The organism is Chelativorans xinjiangensis (assembly GCF_009812055.1).
In the GTDB taxonomy this organism is placed as follows: Bacteria; Pseudomonadota; Alphaproteobacteria; order Rhizobiales; family Rhizobiaceae; genus Chelativorans; species Chelativorans xinjiangense.
This window is the reverse complement of sequence record NZ_WQNH01000015.1, coordinates 70,837-86,451: the sequence shown is the minus strand read 5'-3', so window position 1 is coordinate 86,451 and position 15,615 is coordinate 70,837. Positions and strand designations below refer to the sequence as shown.

The 15,615-nt window shown below is 61.0% G+C and carries 14 protein-coding genes; 10 read left to right on the top strand and 4 right to left on the bottom strand.

Annotated elements, in window-relative coordinates; translation table 11 throughout:
• Positions 1-397 precede the first annotated feature (397 nt).
• Entirely contained in the window at positions 398-2,029 is a 1,632-nt protein-coding gene (locus GM910_RS12425; RefSeq protein WP_159587870.1) for a right-handed parallel beta-helix repeat-containing protein, read from the top strand.
• Between the two features lie 151 nt (positions 2,030-2,180).
• Here GM910_RS12425 and GM910_RS12420 read toward each other — a convergent pair whose 3' ends face one another.
• Positions 2,181-3,011, bottom strand: coding sequence for an alpha/beta fold hydrolase (locus GM910_RS12420; protein ID WP_159587869.1), 831 nt, complete (start codon positions 3,009-3,011; stop codon positions 2,181-2,183).
• Between the two features lie 158 nt (positions 3,012-3,169).
• Between GM910_RS12420 and GM910_RS27730 the strand changes: the two genes are divergently transcribed.
• Both GM910_RS27730 and GM910_RS12410 read left to right on the top strand, forming a co-directional pair.
• Positions 3,170-3,946: a GNAT family N-acetyltransferase gene (locus GM910_RS27730; protein WP_343032985.1), complete on the top strand. Its 777-nt coding sequence runs from the start codon at positions 3,170-3,172 to the stop codon at positions 3,944-3,946.
• Complete coding sequence (locus GM910_RS12410) at positions 3,943-5,403, top strand: RimK family protein (RefSeq protein ID WP_159587867.1); 1,461 nt, start codon at positions 3,943-3,945, stop codon at positions 5,401-5,403. The genes GM910_RS27730 and GM910_RS12410 overlap by 4 nt, the downstream gene beginning before the upstream one ends.
• A gap of 149 nt (positions 5,404-5,552) precedes the next feature.
• On the opposite strand, the gene GM910_RS12405 is transcribed toward GM910_RS12410, so the two are convergent.
• Positions 5,553-6,233 (bottom strand): GntR family transcriptional regulator, encoded by a 681-nt coding sequence (locus GM910_RS12405; protein WP_159587866.1) that lies wholly within the window; start codon positions 6,231-6,233, stop codon positions 5,553-5,555.
• A 133-nt stretch (positions 6,234-6,366) separates the two neighbouring features.
• On the opposite strand from GM910_RS12405, the gene GM910_RS12400 reads away from it, so the two are divergent.
• The 7 genes from GM910_RS12400 (at position 6,367) to GM910_RS12370 (ending at position 13,346) form a co-directional block, all read left to right on the top strand.
• Positions 6,367-7,371, top strand: coding sequence for a TRAP transporter substrate-binding protein (locus tag GM910_RS12400; RefSeq protein WP_159587865.1), 1,005 nt, complete (start codon positions 6,367-6,369; stop codon positions 7,369-7,371).
• A gap of 75 nt (positions 7,372-7,446) precedes the next feature.
• Positions 7,447-8,025: a TRAP transporter small permease subunit gene (locus GM910_RS12395; protein ID WP_159587864.1), complete on the top strand. Its 579-nt coding sequence runs from the start codon at positions 7,447-7,449 to the stop codon at positions 8,023-8,025.
• Positions 8,022-9,338 carry a TRAP transporter large permease gene (locus tag GM910_RS12390; protein WP_159587863.1) on the top strand — a complete coding sequence of 439 codons (1,317 nt, stop codon included), beginning with the start codon at positions 8,022-8,024 and terminating at the stop codon, positions 9,336-9,338. Before GM910_RS12395 ends, GM910_RS12390 begins: the two co-directional genes overlap by 4 nt.
• Positions 9,335-10,774 carry a malonyl-CoA decarboxylase gene (locus tag GM910_RS12385; protein ID WP_159587862.1) on the top strand — a complete coding sequence of 480 codons (1,440 nt, stop codon included), beginning with the start codon at positions 9,335-9,337 and terminating at the stop codon, positions 10,772-10,774. The genes GM910_RS12390 and GM910_RS12385 overlap by 4 nt, the downstream gene beginning before the upstream one ends.
• Entirely contained in the window at positions 10,771-12,285 is a 1,515-nt protein-coding gene (locus tag GM910_RS12380; protein WP_159587861.1) for a malonate--CoA ligase, read from the top strand. Before GM910_RS12385 ends, GM910_RS12380 begins: the two co-directional genes overlap by 4 nt.
• A gap of 129 nt (positions 12,286-12,414) precedes the next feature.
• Positions 12,415-12,849: an OsmC family protein gene (locus GM910_RS12375; protein ID WP_159587860.1), complete on the top strand. Its 435-nt coding sequence runs from the start codon at positions 12,415-12,417 to the stop codon at positions 12,847-12,849.
• Positions 12,850-12,998: 149 nt separating this feature from the next.
• Entirely contained in the window at positions 12,999-13,346 is a 348-nt protein-coding gene (locus GM910_RS12370) for a DUF1353 domain-containing protein (protein WP_159587859.1), read from the top strand.
• 95 nt (positions 13,347-13,441) lie between these two features.
• On the opposite strand, the gene GM910_RS12365 is transcribed toward GM910_RS12370, so the two are convergent.
• Both GM910_RS12365 and GM910_RS12360 read right to left on the bottom strand, forming a co-directional pair.
• On the bottom strand, positions 13,442-13,738 hold the full coding sequence (locus GM910_RS12365; RefSeq protein WP_159587858.1) for a hypothetical protein: 297 nt from the start codon (positions 13,736-13,738) through the stop codon (positions 13,442-13,444).
• Positions 13,739-13,888: 150 nt separating this feature from the next.
• Positions 13,889-15,601, bottom strand: a complete 1,713-nt coding sequence (locus GM910_RS12360) for an ABC transporter ATP-binding protein (protein ID WP_159587857.1) — start codon at positions 15,599-15,601, stop codon at positions 13,889-13,891.
• Positions 15,602-15,615: the final 14 nt, after the last annotated feature.

Sequence of the window (15,615 nt, the reverse complement as noted above, 5' to 3'; positions counted from 1 at the left end):
CTATCATCGACCTCTTCACGCCGGCCGAATGCGCCAACTACTTCAGGGCCGCAGGATATGACCCGGATTAAACAGGACGTGCTCTAGCTCTTTTATGGAGTCGTTGCGCTCGTTGTGTACAGTATCCTTCCTCTGGCGGATGGTTGGGCCTGCTGATCGGGTTCGGTGCCCGGAGGTTCCGATGATCGCGCTCGGACGCAGGAAGGATTCTGTCGCCGAGCAGCATGCGGCCAGCGTGGTTTGACCGTAGACGGACGGAGGTGTGATGCGAACGAAGGAATTGGCTGTCGGCCCGCGTGAAGGAGCGCCCATGCCCGCTTGCGATCTTGAATCTTGTGCGAGGAATGCGGGGGTCCAAATCGCAGTTCGTGCAGCATGGCGCATACTTCCAACGGCCATGCTGCTTTCCCTTGCGCCTGCAGCCCTTGCATCAGAGTGCCTGTTTCTGAAGTCCAATGAAGCTCATCAGTTTCATGCGACAGGCGCCGGAAGTGCGGACGTCGTCTGGATGGTAGATGGAGTTCCTGGCGGAGCGCCGACGATCGGGATCATCGACGATCAGGGACGTTACATAGCGCCGGCAAATGTGGACAGGGCCGTGAATGTCGCGGTCACGGCAGCTTCGGGAAACGATCCTGGAGAGTCAGAAAGCTGGGCTGTCTGCAACGAGGCTTTTGTCCGGGCCGGCGACACTCATCACGTGGCGACCATCGGTTCCGACACTGGCCAGGGAACGTCCGACGCCCCGTGGCGCACCATCCAGCACGCGGTGGACCAGGCTGAGCCGGGAGACACGATCTTGGTGCATGAGGGCGTCTACAACGAGGCGGTAATGATAACGCGCTCGGGCTCAGCCAAAGGTGGCTACATCACACTCGCGGAGGCACCGGGAGAGAGCGCGATCATCGACGGCATCGAACTCGCCCGGCAGCCCTTTGGAATGCGTGGCCTGATCACCCTTGCCGACGTCAGCTATGTCCGCGTGAAGGATTTCGAGATCCGCAACTACAAGTCGGACAGCGAGTTCATCGTGGTCGGCGTTCTCGTACAGGGAGCAGGCGAGCGCATCGAGATACGAGACAATGTGATCCATCAGATCGAAGCCAACAACATCCCCACAAGGGGTAACGCCAATGGCCTGGGCATTGCCGTTTACGGGCAAACGGAGCTTCCTCTCCGCAACATCATAGTCGACGGGAACGAGCTTTTTAATCTCAAGACCGGCCGAAGCGAGGCGCTGACCATCGGCGGCAACGTCGAGGGCTGGCAGGTCACGAACAATATCGTGCGTGACAGCAATTTCATCGGCATCGATGCGATCGGCTATTATATCAACGGTACCGAATATGATCGCGCGCGCCGGGGCTGGATCGCCGGGAACGCCGTCTACAATCTCTCAAGCGCGGAAAATCAGGCGCTGACCATCATCGCCCCTGCGGTCGGCATTTACGTCGATGGCGGCCGCCACATCACCATCGAGCACAACAGGGTCGAGGCCAACGACGGCGGCATCTGGCTCTTGAGCGAGCATCCCGGGAAGAACACCAGCAATGTGATTGTCCGCAACAACCTTGTGCGCTTCAACCGCGATGCTGGCATCCTGGTGGGTGGCTACGACGAAGCCCAATCCGGCGGGGCGAACAAGTGCACGATCGTGCACAACACGCTTTTCCGGAACAACAGCCGGGAGGTGTCAGGCATCCATTCGGGCGAGCTCCAGATCGGCCACCACGCGAGCGATATCCGCTTTGAGGACAACATCCTACTTGCCGGCCCGAAAGGCTATGTGATCACCAGGTTCTCTCCAGCCAAGTCGAGCTCCGTGACGATCGGGCATAACCACTACTCCGCCTCCGCCGGTAGTGATCGCACGCGCTGGTTCTGGGTCGACCGGAATTTCTACAACGATGGAAGGTCGGAAGACGATTTCGACGCGTTCAAGGCCGCCAGCGGCGACGAGGGAAGTGTTATCGAGGAACCTGATGTCCTGGATGTCAATGGGCCGGAGTGGCGATGGACTGCAAACTAGCTGGCGCAAGGGCGGCCTTTGATCCGAGAAAGCAGTCCCCCACCGCCAGGTTTGCCTTCTCCATCGTTGTAGACAGGCTCGCGCTCTCGCACCTGATGGAGCAAGTCCTGCCAGCCAGCGTGCTGTAGCCTTCCTGGGTTCGATCCCTTCATCAGCCTTCGCCGTCGCGTGATAGAAACGCGTTCAGCCGCTCCCAGACGAGACTCGGAGCTTCGAGCTGGGGCAGGTGGCCAACGCCGGGCAGTGTTTCGAACGATGCCTGGGGGATCAGCGCATGAAGTGCCTTGCCGCGCTCCAGCGGGATCCATGGATCGTCCTCGCCCCAGATTATCTTTGCCGGACACCGAATATCGCCGAATACCGGCTCGATTTCAGCGGTGTACTTTTCATCGGCTTGTGCGAATTGCCGATAGAAGCTTCCTCGTCCCTCTTCGGAAAGCCACGGCTCGACAAGCTTCTCGAAATCACCGGAATCGATATCGTTGACGATCGCCCCCTTGATGTAAGCCTCCACGACCGCCTGGTGGATATGCGGCGGTAGGCCCAGAAAGGCATCTACGTGGCGACCGACATGATCGAAGAACTCCGATCCCCATGGGCGCATCGCGACGACGTTCATCAGGACATACCGGTCGAAGTCGCAGCCATGCAGCAAATGCGCCCTTAGCGCCGTCGCGCCACCCATATCATGGGCGAGGACAATGGGCCGCTCGAGGTCCCAATGTGCAAGCATCTCGGCGAAGACATTGCCTTGCACATCGAGTGAGGTGCGCTGCTCCGCGTGTTTGTCGGATTGCCCATATCCGGGCATATCGTACCAATGAACATGGAACCGCCTGGCAAGATCGGGGATGATCCGATGCCATGAAAACGAAGACCACGGCCAGCCATGGGCAAGTACGAGCGCTGGTCCGCTCCCACATCGACCCGCTGCCACAGTGCCCGCGGATGTTTCCGCGGTCTCATCCAATTTCCACGACATCGAATATCCTCCTTCGTAGGGATAATTCATGCGGGTGCCAAAGCTCAATAACCATCAGGCACATTTCCTTCGAGGCCAACACCGTGTCCGGTCCGCTCCGCTCCACAGAACTGTCTTGACACTCTCGCATCGAGACCGAAAATGTTTGGAGGCAGCCCATGATGCTCCCACAACCATGGCGAAAGCTCCTTCTGACCCTGCATGTGGCGACGAGCGTTGGTGTGCTTGGCGCGTGGCGCGATTATCCTTGCGGTCTTCAAGCCAGGCTGGCGGCTGAAAGACGCAATTCTGATGAAATGCCAGGGACCGACTCGGCCTCGCGCCGACCGCCACAATTCGGCCTAAATTCGGGAGCGTTAGCGCAATTCGGCTTGCGCGGCAGAAGGCGACACGCAGGCATCCCTCGCCGCCGAGGGGGTTTCGGCCTTCTGGCCCGAGGTAGGCAGCCGAAAATGGCCCCGATACTACGCTTAGCCCGTGCCTCCGATATCGATCAGCTCGACGCGATTGAACGGGGCGCCTTCACGCATGACCGCCTTTCCCGCCGCTCCTTGCGAGGCTGCATGAGGCGGGAGACGGCGCAGATGATCGTCGCCGATTGCGGCGGCGCACTTGCAGGATATTGCCTTGTCCTTTTCCGCAAGAGCAGCCGCATCGCACGTCTCTATTCCTTAGCCGTGGCGCCATGTTATGCCGGTTCCGGCGTCGGCCGGGCGCTGCTTGCCGCTGCCGAGCAGGCCGCGCGCGGGCAGGCCCGTCTTTTGCTCCGTCTCGAGGTCCGCGAGGACAATCTTCGCGCCATCGGACTCTACGAAAGGGGCGGCTATCGCCGCTTCGGCCGCAAGCCTGGCTATTACGGGGATGGCGCGGCCGCGATCAGAATGGAAAAGTGCCTTGAAAGTGCGACATCGGAGGAGACAGAGGCTGCACTATGAGCTGGGTCATTCTCACCGGCAGACAGAGCGACCTCGATCAGGTCGCAACCCCCCACAAAATCATTACCAACCGGGACTATCTTTCCCACCCCACCCTTTTTCGAAACCAGCGGCCGAAGATCATCAACCTGTCCAACAGCTACGCTTATCAGAGCCGCGGCTACTACGCCTCGCTGCTGGCGAGTTCGCGCGGCCACCGGGTGATCCCGACCGTTGAGACGATGATCGACCTGTCGGAGCGCAAGCTCTACGAGGCGGCGCTGCCGGAGCTCGAACAGGCGCTCAACAAATGTCGCAAGGAGCTGGGCGGCACACTGCCAACTACGGTGACAGTCTTCTTCGGCATCGGCCCATCCAAGGCTTGGGACCGCTTCGCGCGGCTCCTCTTCGACTGGTTCCGCGCGCCGGCCCTCGAAGTGATCATCAATGACGGTCAGCAGAACTCCATCAAGAAGATCGGCTTTCTTCCGCTTGGCCGCATGGATGCCGACCAAAAGGCATGCTTCATCACTTGTCTGGGCAGATACACCGCCCGCGAATGGCGCGACAGCAAGGCGCGCACGCCGGCCCGATACACTTTCGCCACACTGATCGATCCACAGGAAGAGTTGCCGCCCTCCTCGGTCGCCTCGCTGAAGCACTGGTCGCGGATTGCAGAGAAGATGGGCGTCGAGGTCGAGCCGATATCGAGGAAGGACCTTGCAAGATTAGCCAATTACGACGCGCTCTTCATCCGCGAGACTACATCGATCTCCAATCATACCTATCGCTTCGCACGCCGCGCGCAGCAGGAAGGGATGCCGGTGATCGACGACCCTTTGTCGATGATTCGCTGCACTAACAAGGTCTATCTCAACGAACTGATGACAACCACCAAGGTGCCGGTGCCGCCGACGGTGATGATTGCCGGGCCGGGGGATCTGCAGGTTGCGGCCCAAACGCTTGGCTTCCCCCTGGTTCTGAAGATTCCTGACGGCTCTTTCTCCCGGGGTGTGAAGAAGGCGTCGAACCTTGCCGAACTAACCGAGCTTGCCACGCGATGGCTCGAGAAGTCCGACCTGCTGATCGCCCAGAAGTTCGTCCCCACCGATTTTGACTGGCGTATCGGCGTGCTCGGCGGCCGGCCACTCTTCGCCGTCCACTATCTGATGGCGAAGAAGCACTGGCAGATCGTCAATCACGATCGTCGCGGCCGGCCCGACCAGGGCGGTATCCGTACCGTCAGCCTGCGGGACGCACCAGCGATCGTCGTCGACACTGCGGTCAAGGCGGCAAGCTGCATCGGCGACGGCCTTTATGGTGTCGACCTGAAGGAAACCGCCGACGGCATCTACGTCATCGAGGTAAACGACAACCCGAATCTCGACCATGGCTGCGAGGATACCGGGGAGAAGGATGAGGTCTGGACCCGGCTTACGCAGTGGTTCATCGACCGGCTGGAGCGGGTGGGACGGTAGCCGGGCGCGCTACGGCTTCCGGCAAATTGCTTTGCAATGCCATAAACGTCCGCCAAGCACCGCGCAGGCTTGGGTTCAGGCCTTTCTGTAGTCGATGAAGGCGAGTTTGGCGCTGAACGGGTCGGCGATTGTCGCCATGCCGGGGCCTTTCATCGGCGCTGACCGCCGGCGCCTGTCGCCTCACGCCTGCTGAGGTTTGAGACCAGATCGCTGAAGCGGTCGCCCTGCACGGCGACATGGTCGCGCAGGCGGGACCGCGCCGCCTCCGCGTCACCGGCCAGGATCGCTTCGACGATGGCCGCATGCTCGCGGAAGGAGACCTTCATGCGGTTGCGTACGCGCAGCTGCAGGCGCCGGTAGGGGCGCAGGCGTCTGTGAAGGGCCACGCACTGCTCGGCAAGGAAGCCGTTGTGGCTGGCCTCGTAGATTGCGTAGTGGAACACCTCGTTGTCATAGTAATAGGAATCGGTGTCCTCGCTCGCTGCCGAGTGCTCACAGCGCGAATGGCTCTCCAGGATAGCGGCCTTGTCCTCCTCGGTATGACGGCGGGCCGCCAGCGCGCCCGCCATGCTCTCAAGCTCGGCCATCACCTCGAACATTTCAAAAATCCTGTTGGGGCCAGGATCGACGACGATGGCACCACGCCGTGGCCTAATCTCGACCAGGCCGATGGCGCTGAGTTGCATCAGCGCCTCGCGGATCGGTGTGCGCGACACGCCAAAACGGGCGGCGAGTTGTGCCTCATCGAGGCGTTCTCCGGGCTCGAAAGTCCCGGTCACGATGCCGTTTTCGATTTCATCGCGCAGTTTGTGAAATGTGTTCCCGGCCATTTGGTCCTCGAAGAAATATCCCGCCCAAATACATGATGATCTCTGTTGTATACAAAAAATTTGACATTGAGCACAAGATCGGCAAGCTGCAATGCTCATGCGGCGGGAGGGCCGCAATACCAGGGAGGACAAAATGCAGAAACTCGTAAGCATGCTGAAATTGGCGACCTGTATCGCTGTTGGGTGTGTTGCCGCCGGTGCCGCCGGCGCGCAAACGGTCTTGAAGGCGTCGCACCAGTTCCCGGGCGGAAAGGGCGATATACGAGACGAGATGGTTCAGCTGATCGCGCGCGAGGTGGCCGCCGCCGATGTCGGTCTCGAGATACAGGTCTTCCCCGGCGCGTCCCTTTACAAGCCGAACGACCAGTGGAACGCCATCACCCGCGGACTGCTCGACCTGACGTCCTTTCCACTAGATTACGCATCGGGCCGGCATCCGGAATTTTCGGCGACGCTGATGCCTGGCCTTGTCGGCAATTTCGACCGCGCCATGCGCCTGAACGATTCCGACTTCATGAAGGACATCAAGCAGATCATGGAAGATGCGGGCGCCATTGTGATTTCGGACGCGTGGCTGTCGGGCGCCTTCGCATCCAAGAAGAACTGCATCACCTCGCCGGACACCGTGAAGGGGCAGGTGATCCGTGCGGCCGGTCCGGCGTTCGAGGAAATGCTTGCGGCCGCCGGTGCGTCGATCACCTCGATGCCGTCGTCCGAAATCTACACCGGCATGCAGACCAACGTTCTCGACGCCACCAACACGTCTTCGGCGAGTTTCGTGTCTTATCGGTTGTTCGAGCAGGTGAAGTGCCTGACGGCACCGGGCGAGAACGCCCTGTGGTTCATGTATGAGCCGGTGCTGATGTCCAAGAGCGTGTTCGAAAAGCTGACGCCGGAACAGCAGCAGGCCATCCTGGACGCCGGCGAGAAGGCCGAGGCATTTTTCAACGAAGAAATCAGAAACGGCGACGCGATGATGGTCGAGACCTACGAGAATGCCGGTGTCGAAGTGGTCGAAATGTCTAAGGCGGATTACGATGCCTGGCTCGAGGTGGCCAAGGGTTCCGCCTACAAGAACTTCGCCGAGAAAGTGCCGGGCGGCGACGAACTGATCGAGAAGGCCTTGGCTGTGGAGTAGGGGTCGGTGGGGTCGGCGGCATGCACGGGAACGTGCGCCGCCGGCTGGTTTCCTCCCGCAACAAGGTGTTCGCGAATGGTGCAGGTCTATATCCGGGTCGTCGGCCACTTGTCGCGTGCATTTGCAGTGCTGGCGACGGGATTGATGATCGCGGCCATGGTGGTCGTCTGCCAGATGATCTTGATGCGTTACGTCTTTCGGCTGCCGACGATCTGGCAAAACGACTTTGTTGTCTTCGCGGCCACCGGAGCGATGTTTCTCGGTGCGCCATACGTGTTGCTTAGAGGCGGCCACGTCGGCGTCGATGTTGTCGAACTAATCGTCAGCGACGGAGTTCGCCGGCGGTTGCGCCTTGTTGCAAGTCTGCTCGGTCTTTCCTTCTGCGTCATCATGCTCGCGGCGACTTGGATACAGTTCCACGACGCCTGGGCCGGCAATTGGCGTCATTCCAGCGTCTGGGGGCCGCCGCTCTGGATACCGCTGTCGGCATTGCCGCTGAGCTTTGTCATGCTCTGCCTGCAATATGTCGCGGAAATCGCGGCGCAGCTTTCGGGCCTCGTGAAGGAGCCGGTTGATCCTCGGGCCGCTCATGTCGGGGCGGGTACCGAAAGTCTGGTGAGCACAGAGCCTGCGGTGAGAGGAGACACACGATGAGCCCGACTTTCGCCGGCTTGACCATCATCGCCGCTCTGTTCGTGCTTTTGGGCACCGGCATGCCGATCGCCTTTGCGCTTGGACTTGCCGCCTTCCTCGCCCTATTCCTGCAGAGCGGTGTCGGTATCTTTTACGTCCTTGGCGATACGATGTTTTCGGGCATCGCCAATCTTGCCTATGTGGCGATCCCGATGTTCGTCCTTATGGGCGCTGCGGTTGCATCCTCGCCAGCGGGCGCCGACCTCTACACATCGCTTGACCGCTGGCTGAACCGCGTGCCCGGCGGGCTGGTCCTTTCCAACATCGGCGCCTGCGGCATCTTCTCGGGCATGACGGGCTCGTCGCCGGCCACCTGTGCCGCCATCGGCAAGATGGGTATTCCCGAGATGCTGCGGCGTGGCTATCCGACCTCGGTCGCAACGGGCTCCATCGCCGCAGGCGGCACCCTCGGCATCCTCATCCCGCCTTCGGTGACGCTGATTGTCTACGGCATCGCCACGGAGACCTCGATCGGCAGGCTGTTCATGGCCGGCGTGCTTCCGGGGATCATGCTGACCTTCATGTTCATGATGTGGGCGATCATCGACTGCAAACGGAAGGGATATGATTTCAACACGCGCGCCATGCGCTTCACGATGCGTGAAAGGCTGGCGGGGCTGCCGCGTGTCCTGCCGTTCCTGCTGATCATCGTCGGCACGCTCTATGTGCTCTACGGAGGGATCGCCACGCCGTCCGAGGCGGCGGGCGTGGGGGCGATGCTCACGCTGTTCGTCGTCGTCATCGCTTACCGGCTGTTCCGCTTCCGCCCCATTGCCGGCATTTTCGGTTCGGCCATGCGAGAGAGCGTGATGATCATGATGATCATGGCGGCGGCGGAGCTCTTCGCCTTCGCGCTGTCCTCGCTCTTCATCACCCAGACCATTGCGGCAGCCATCGCCGACCTGGAGGTCAATCGCTGGGTGCTGATGGGGATCATCAATCTCTTCCTTCTGGTGGCAGGCATGTTCCTGCCGCCAGTGGCGGTCATCGTCATGACGGCGCCGATGCTGTTCCCAATCATCACCCAGGCAGGCTTCGACCCGTACTGGTTCGCGATCGTGCTGACGATCAACATGGAAGTGGGGCTGATCACCCCGCCGATCGGGCTCAACCTGTTCGTCATCAACGCGATCGCACCCGACGTGCCCACCAGGGATATTTTGTGGGGAGCGCTCCCTTATGTGCTGGTCATGTTCCTGGCCATCCTTATCCTCTGCCTCTTTCCCGATATCGCCACCTGGCTGCCCAACCAGATGATGGGAGTTGTCCGATGAACGGCGCGACTTTCTTCAGCGATATGCTCCAGGCCATCACCGATCGCGGGCGCCGGGTGCTGTCCCTCAGTCCGCGCGATGGCGCCGCACGCACAGGCATGGGCGCCATGGAAGCGGCCTGCGAGACGATGCTTTCAAGCCGGGGCGAGGCGTCCGGCATGGCGCTCGCAAAGGATATTCTGGATCGCTGGGAACATTTCGACCAGACACAGCGGCGCGATTTCATGATGATGCTGCTTCTGCGCTTCGGGCCGGATGCGGAGCGGCTGGAACGGGCCATCGACGCTTATCGCGCCGAACCGACACCGAGGGCGCTGCTCGAGCTGCATACGGCGGCCGAGCCTCGCCGCCAGGAACTGATCCGCCGTCTCAATCTGGCGCCGAAGGGCATTTCCATCCTCGTACGCATGCGTGAGACGCTTTTGAACCTCAAGGCCGAGGAGCCGGAGCTTGCGGCCGTCGATGCCGATTTCGCGCATCTTTTCACATCCTGGTTCAATCGCGGCTTCCTGATGCTGTTGCCGATAAGCTGGTCGACGCCGGCCGATATCCTGGAAAAGGTGATCGCCTACGAGGCGGTGCATCACATTGACGGCTGGGACGAATTGCGGCGGCGGCTCAAGCCGGAGGACCGGCGCTGCTTTGCCTTCTTTCATCCACAGCTCGTCGATGAACCACTGATCTTCGTCGAAGTTGCGCTGATGAAGGAGATGCCGACGAACATCGCCGACGTCCTGCGGGAGGACCGGGCGCCGCTGCCCGCTCAAGATGCAACGACAGCCGTCTTTTATTCCATTTCCAACTGTCAGGCGGGGCTGCGCGGGGTCTCGTTCGGCAACTTCCTGATCAAGCAGGTGGTCGAGGATTTGCGCCGCGAGTTGCCGAAGCTAACCACCTTCGTCACCCTTTCGCCGGTTCCGGGCTTTGCCGACTGGCTGTCGCGTGAGCGCCGCGCGGAAGCCTCCGAAATGCTGGATGCCGAGGAACGTGAGCGGCTGGAGGTGCTGGATGATCCCGAATGGGCAGACAAGCAGGACATTGCCGCGCATCTGAAGCCGGTCATGACGGCGCTTGCCGCCCGCTATTTCCTGCGGGCGCGCACGGCCAAGGGCAAGGTTGTCGATCCAGTGGCTCGTTTTCATCTCGGCAACGGCGCGCGGCTCGAGAAGATCAACTTTCTCGCCGACCGCTCACCACGGGCCATGCGTCAGGCGCACGGTCTGATGGTCAACTATCTTTATAAGCTTGAGGACATCGAGGCCAACCACGAGGCTTTCGCCGCACGCGGCGAAGTGGTGGCGGCGCAGCCGATCCGCCGGCTGGCGCCGGCAGGCCGCACCGCACGAAGCCCTATTCCGATGTCAGGCATGCCCGCAGATGAAGGCCCGACAGGCGAACATAGAAGAACAAAAGGCAGCAAGGAGTTTTCTCAATGAGCAACCATATGTTCGACGCCGTCCGCGATGCCGCAAGGCCGGGCGCCACCTTCATCGAGACGCTCGATGGGCGGGTGTGGACATATGATGACATGCTCGCAACTTCCGGCCGGCTCGCAGCCACGCTGGAAAAACTGTCGGTGAAGCCGGGCGACCGTGTCGCCGTTCAGGTGGAAAAGAGCCCCGAGGCCTTGATGCTCTATCTCGCCTGTCTGCGTGCAGGTGCTGTCTATCTGCCGCTCAACACCGCCTACACGATCGCCGAACTTGATTATTTCGTCGGTGACGCGGAACCGCGGCTGGTTGTGTCGACGCCCGATGCGGCCGAAGGCGTTCGCGCAATCGCGGCGAAACATGGGGCACGCGTTGAAACCCTTGACGGCAAGGGCGGCGGCACCTTGCTGCATCTCGCGCAGGAGATGGAGCCTGATTTCAAGAATGCGGCGCGCGGGCCGGACGACCTGGCCGCCATTCTCTACACCTCCGGCACCACCGGCCGGTCGAAAGGGGCGATGCTCACGCATGACAATCTCTTGTCCAATGCACTGACATTGCGCGAATACTGGCGCTTCACCGCAGCCGACCGGCTGATCCATGCCCTGCCGATCTTCCACACACACGGGCTGTTCGTCGCTTCCAACGTGATCCTTCTGTCCGGCGCATCGATGTATTTCCTGCCGAAATTCGATGCCGACGAGGTGTTGCGGCTGATGCCGAAGGCGACCACGCTGATGGGAGTGCCGACCTTCTATGTGCGGCTCGTGCAGCACGAGGGCCTCAACCGTGAGGTGGCCGCTGGCATGCGCCTGTTCGTTTCCGGTTCGGCGCCGCTCCTTGCGGAGACGCACACGCGGTTTCGCGAGATTACCGGCCATGCGATCCTGGAGCGCTACGGCATGACCGAAACCAACATGAATACGTCCAACCCCTATGACGGCGAGCGCATCGCCGGCACTGTTGGCTTTCCCCTCCCAGGCGTTTCATTGCGCATTACGGATCCCGAAACGGGCAGTCCGCTCGGCATTGATGAGACGGGCATGATCGAAGTGAAAGGTCCCAATGTCTTCAAGGGCTATTGGCGCATGCCGGAAAAGACGGAAGCCGAATTCCGCCCGGGCGGTTTCTTTATCACAGGGGACCTCGGGAAGATCGACGCGAAGGGTTATGTGCATATTGTCGGGCGCGGCAAGGACCTCGTGATTTCCGGTGGATACAACATCTATCCCAAGGAGGTCGAAACGGAGATCGACCAGCTTCCCGGCGTCATCGAAAGTGCGGTCATCGGCGTGCCGCATCCGGATTTCGGCGAGGGCGTCACGGCGATCGTCGTGCGCAAGCCGGATGCTGAGATCGACGAAGACACAGTGCTCGAGGGCCTCAAGGAGCGGCTCGCGCGCTACAAGCAGCCCAAGCGCGTGATCTTCATCGATGATCTACCGCGCAACACCATGGGCAAGGTGCAAAAGAACATCCTGCGCGACAGCTACAAGTCGCTCTACTCCGGCGGCTGAAGCAGCCTGCAGACCCCTTCCGATGGAGTGGTTATATGCAAGCGCTTGTATAGGCGCATCGGTCGGTGTTGCAGTTGACCGGAGCCACCGGACTATGATGGATGCGTTGTGACGATAAGGGTGAATCTCATGAAAGCACGCATCAAATGGGTTGAGGACCGAACCTTCATCGGCGAGTCGGGGAGCGGGCACAAAATCGTGCTTGGGACGGCTTTTGGGCCGGAGGGGCGAACTCCGGGGCCAAGTCCTATGGAGATGGTACTGATCGGGACCGGGGGCTGCTCGGCCTTCGATGTCGTTCACATCCTGGAAAAGGGCCGCGAGGCGGTCGAGGACTGTGTCGTCGAGATGGATGCAGAGCGTGCGGAACAGGACCCGAAGGTGTTCATCCGCATTCATATGCACTTCATAGTCAAGGGCCGCAGCCTGGCGACGAACAAGGTTGAACGTGCCATTGGGCTGTCGGTCGAAAAATACTGCTCGGCGTCGGCAATGCTCGCAAAGACGGCGACGATCACCCATGATTTCGAGGTCATCGATACCACCGAGATCACCGTGAGCTAGCGAGCCGCCCGAAATCGATTTTCGGAAAGCACGATCGAGGTATAGGCGGCACTGGCTCCGGGCGGCCATCTGTTGCCCCATGGCGATCGCGTGACAAGCGGTGTACCTTCCGCACTACGGTCAGCCATACCGGCGAGGGGGTACTGGCAGTGAGCGCTTATACGGAATTCACCGGCACGGTCCGCCACGTGGGCGGCATCCGCTATACGCTCACCGAGCCGCTTATCTGGCATATCGGCGTAGAGGACGGGCCGGCCTATACTGTGCCGGCGGGCTATATCTTCGACGTGTCGGTGCCGGCATTCCTCCGCTGGCTTACCGACCCGCACGACAAGCAATATTTCAAGGCGTCCGCCCTGCACGATCACATGCTGGAAGCTGACTGGTCACGGATCACCGCAGCTGCCGAGTTCCACAACGCCCTGATGGCCGACGACGTGCCGGCGCTGCGCCGTCTGGTGATGTTTCTGTCCGTCGCGCTTTGGAAGTACCGGTAGGCCAACGGGACCGATCTGGCGGGATGAGCCGGCATTAAATAGTTGCAGCCCCGGGTTTCCGGGGCTGCCTCTGTGCGTTGGACAATCACTATCCGTCAGCGCGCGATCTGAAAGCGGGGGGTGGGTTCGTTATTCTCGTCGCTTGGACCGAATCCTTGCGCGGCCGAGAAGCCGACGGTCCTGCCGGTGCCGACGGGGAAACCGAGCGATGTGCTGGCGCTCCCGACGCTTGAGGTCACGTCCGTCCGATCAAGCGTGGGCGTGGTCTGAAAACGGGGGATGGGCTGACTGTTTGCATCGCTGGGCCAGAAGCCCCACGCGGCGTCGAAGGCTGCGGCGTTGCCGACGCCAAGCATGGCGAGAACGGGGGTAAGAATGACGATCTTATGCATAATAACCTCCAGTGTTTGGTTCTGCGAGGTCTTCAGAGATAAGGCATGCGCATAGAGGCCCACGTGGATGGGAACGTGGTAACGAGCGTTGAATCTGTTTGGAGGAGACGCGATTACTCAGCAAGTAGCCCGGTGAAGGTTGCACGACGGTCACCGTGGTCGGTCTCCATGCAGCCGCCGATAGAGGCCGCCACGCCCAAGGAGCTCTTCATGCGTGCCCTGTTCGCGGACGCCGGACCTGTCGATCACGACGATCTTGTCCGCGTTGCGGACCGTGGCAAGACGATGAGCGATGACCAGCGTGGTGCGCCCTTGCGAGAGTTCGGCCAGCGACTTCTGAATCTCGCGCTCGGTCTCGGTATCGAGCGCCGAGGTGGCTTCGTCCAGGATCAGGATGGGCGGGTTCTTGAGGAAGATGCGGGCGATCGCCAGGCGCTGCTTCTGCCCGCCGGACAGCTTCACGCCGCGCTCGCCGATGACGGTGTCCAGGCCCTCCGGCAGGTCGTTCAGCGCTTCCTCCAGCCGCGCGCGGTGCGCCGCATGCAGGATCTCCGCCTCGCCGGCGTCGAGCCGGCCATAGGCGATGTTGTCGCGAATGGTTCCTCCGAACAGAAACACGTCCTGCTGCACGATGCCGATCTGCCTGCGCAGCGAGACGAGCGTCATGTCGCGGATATCGATGCCGTCGATGGTGATGGCGCCCGCCCGAACGTCGTAGAAGCGCGGCAGCAGCGCGCACAGCGTCGTCTTGCCGCTGCCGGACGGGCCGACGAATGCGACGGTCTCGCCGGCCGAGATCGCAAGGTCGACGCCTTCCAGCACCTTGCGCTTTCCGTCATAGGCGAAGGTGACATCGCAGTAGCGTATGTCACCCCGCAAGGCGGGGGCACGGAGGGCGCCCGGGCGGTCGGCGATGTCGGGCTCGGTTTCGAGGAGCTGCAGATAGCGGCGGAAACCCGCAATGCCCTTCGGATAGGTTTCTATCACGGCATTTATCTTCTCGATCGGCCGGAAGAAGACCGTCACCAAAAGCAGGAAGCCTACGAAGCCGCCATAGGTCAGGTTACCTTGCAAGACGAAATAGCTGCCGGCGAGCATGACCACGATCTGGACCATCCGCATGCCCATGTAGCTGAGCGAGGTTGACGCGGCCATGATCTTGTAGGCCTCAAGCTTGGTGTCCCGATAGCGGCTGTTGTCTTGGGCGAAGAGCTCGCGTTCGTGGTCTTCGTTGGCAAAGGCCTGGACGACGCGCATGCCGCCGACATTTTCTTCGATGCGGACGTTGAAGTTGCCGACCCTGCTGTAGAGGGTCTGCCAGTTGCGCGTCATCCGTCCGCCATAGGTGGTGGTCAGCCAGGCGATAAGGGGCACGATGACGGCCGTTATCAGGGCAAGTTCCACGTTGACGGTGAGCATGAGCACAAAGGCGGCGGCAAAGGTCATGACGGCGATGAAGAGGTCCTCGGGGCCGTGATGGGCGATCTCGCCGATTTCCTCCAGGTCCTTGGTAACGCGGGCGATGAGATGGCCGGTCTTGTTGTTATCGTAGAAGCGGAAGGAGAGCTTCTGCAGGTGGTCGAACGCCTTGCGGCGCATATCGGTCTCGATATTGATGCCGAGCATGTGGCCCCAATAGACAACCACCGCGTTTAGCGCCGTGTTGGCGATGTACATGGCCAGTAGCCCAGCCGCGGCAAGCAGGATGAGCGACCAGCTGTGCGTTGGCAGGAAATCGTCGATGAAGAGCTTGGCGGCCATCGGAAAGGCAAGCTCCAGGAGTCCGGCCAGAATGGCGCAGGAGAAATCCAGCAGGAACAGCTTTTTATACGGTGCGTAGTAGGAGAAGAAACGTCGGAGCATGGACCTCACGCGAG

What these genes read in the sequence shown, in the direction of transcription:
- GM910_RS12425 (WP_159587870.1), top strand. Translation starts at nt 398, where the DNA reads ATGCTGCTTTCCCTTGCGCCTGCAGCCCTTGCATCAGAGTGCCTGTTT.
- GM910_RS12420 (WP_159587869.1), bottom strand. Translation starts at nt 3,011, where the DNA reads ATGTCGTGGAAATTGGATGAGACCGCGGAAACATCCGCGGGCACTGTG.
- GM910_RS27730 (WP_343032985.1), top strand. Translation starts at nt 3,170, where the DNA reads ATGATGCTCCCACAACCATGGCGAAAGCTCCTTCTGACCCTGCATGTG.
- GM910_RS12410 (WP_159587867.1), top strand. Translation starts at nt 3,943, where the DNA reads ATGAGCTGGGTCATTCTCACCGGCAGACAGAGCGACCTCGATCAGGTC.
- GM910_RS12405 (WP_159587866.1), bottom strand. Translation starts at nt 6,233, where the DNA reads ATGGCCGGGAACACATTTCACAAACTGCGCGATGAAATCGAAAACGGC.
- GM910_RS12400 (WP_159587865.1), top strand. Translation starts at nt 6,367, where the DNA reads ATGCAGAAACTCGTAAGCATGCTGAAATTGGCGACCTGTATCGCTGTT.
- GM910_RS12395 (WP_159587864.1), top strand. Translation starts at nt 7,447, where the DNA reads ATGGTGCAGGTCTATATCCGGGTCGTCGGCCACTTGTCGCGTGCATTT.
- GM910_RS12390 (WP_159587863.1), top strand. Translation starts at nt 8,022, where the DNA reads ATGAGCCCGACTTTCGCCGGCTTGACCATCATCGCCGCTCTGTTCGTG.
- GM910_RS12385 (WP_159587862.1), top strand. Translation starts at nt 9,335, where the DNA reads ATGAACGGCGCGACTTTCTTCAGCGATATGCTCCAGGCCATCACCGAT.
- GM910_RS12380 (WP_159587861.1), top strand. Translation starts at nt 10,771, where the DNA reads ATGAGCAACCATATGTTCGACGCCGTCCGCGATGCCGCAAGGCCGGGC.
- GM910_RS12375 (WP_159587860.1), top strand. Translation starts at nt 12,415, where the DNA reads ATGAAAGCACGCATCAAATGGGTTGAGGACCGAACCTTCATCGGCGAG.
- GM910_RS12365 (WP_159587858.1), bottom strand. Translation starts at nt 13,738, where the DNA reads ATGCATAAGATCGTCATTCTTACCCCCGTTCTCGCCATGCTTGGCGTC.
- GM910_RS12360 (WP_159587857.1), bottom strand. Translation starts at nt 15,601, where the DNA reads ATGCTCCGACGTTTCTTCTCCTACTACGCACCGTATAAAAAGCTGTTC.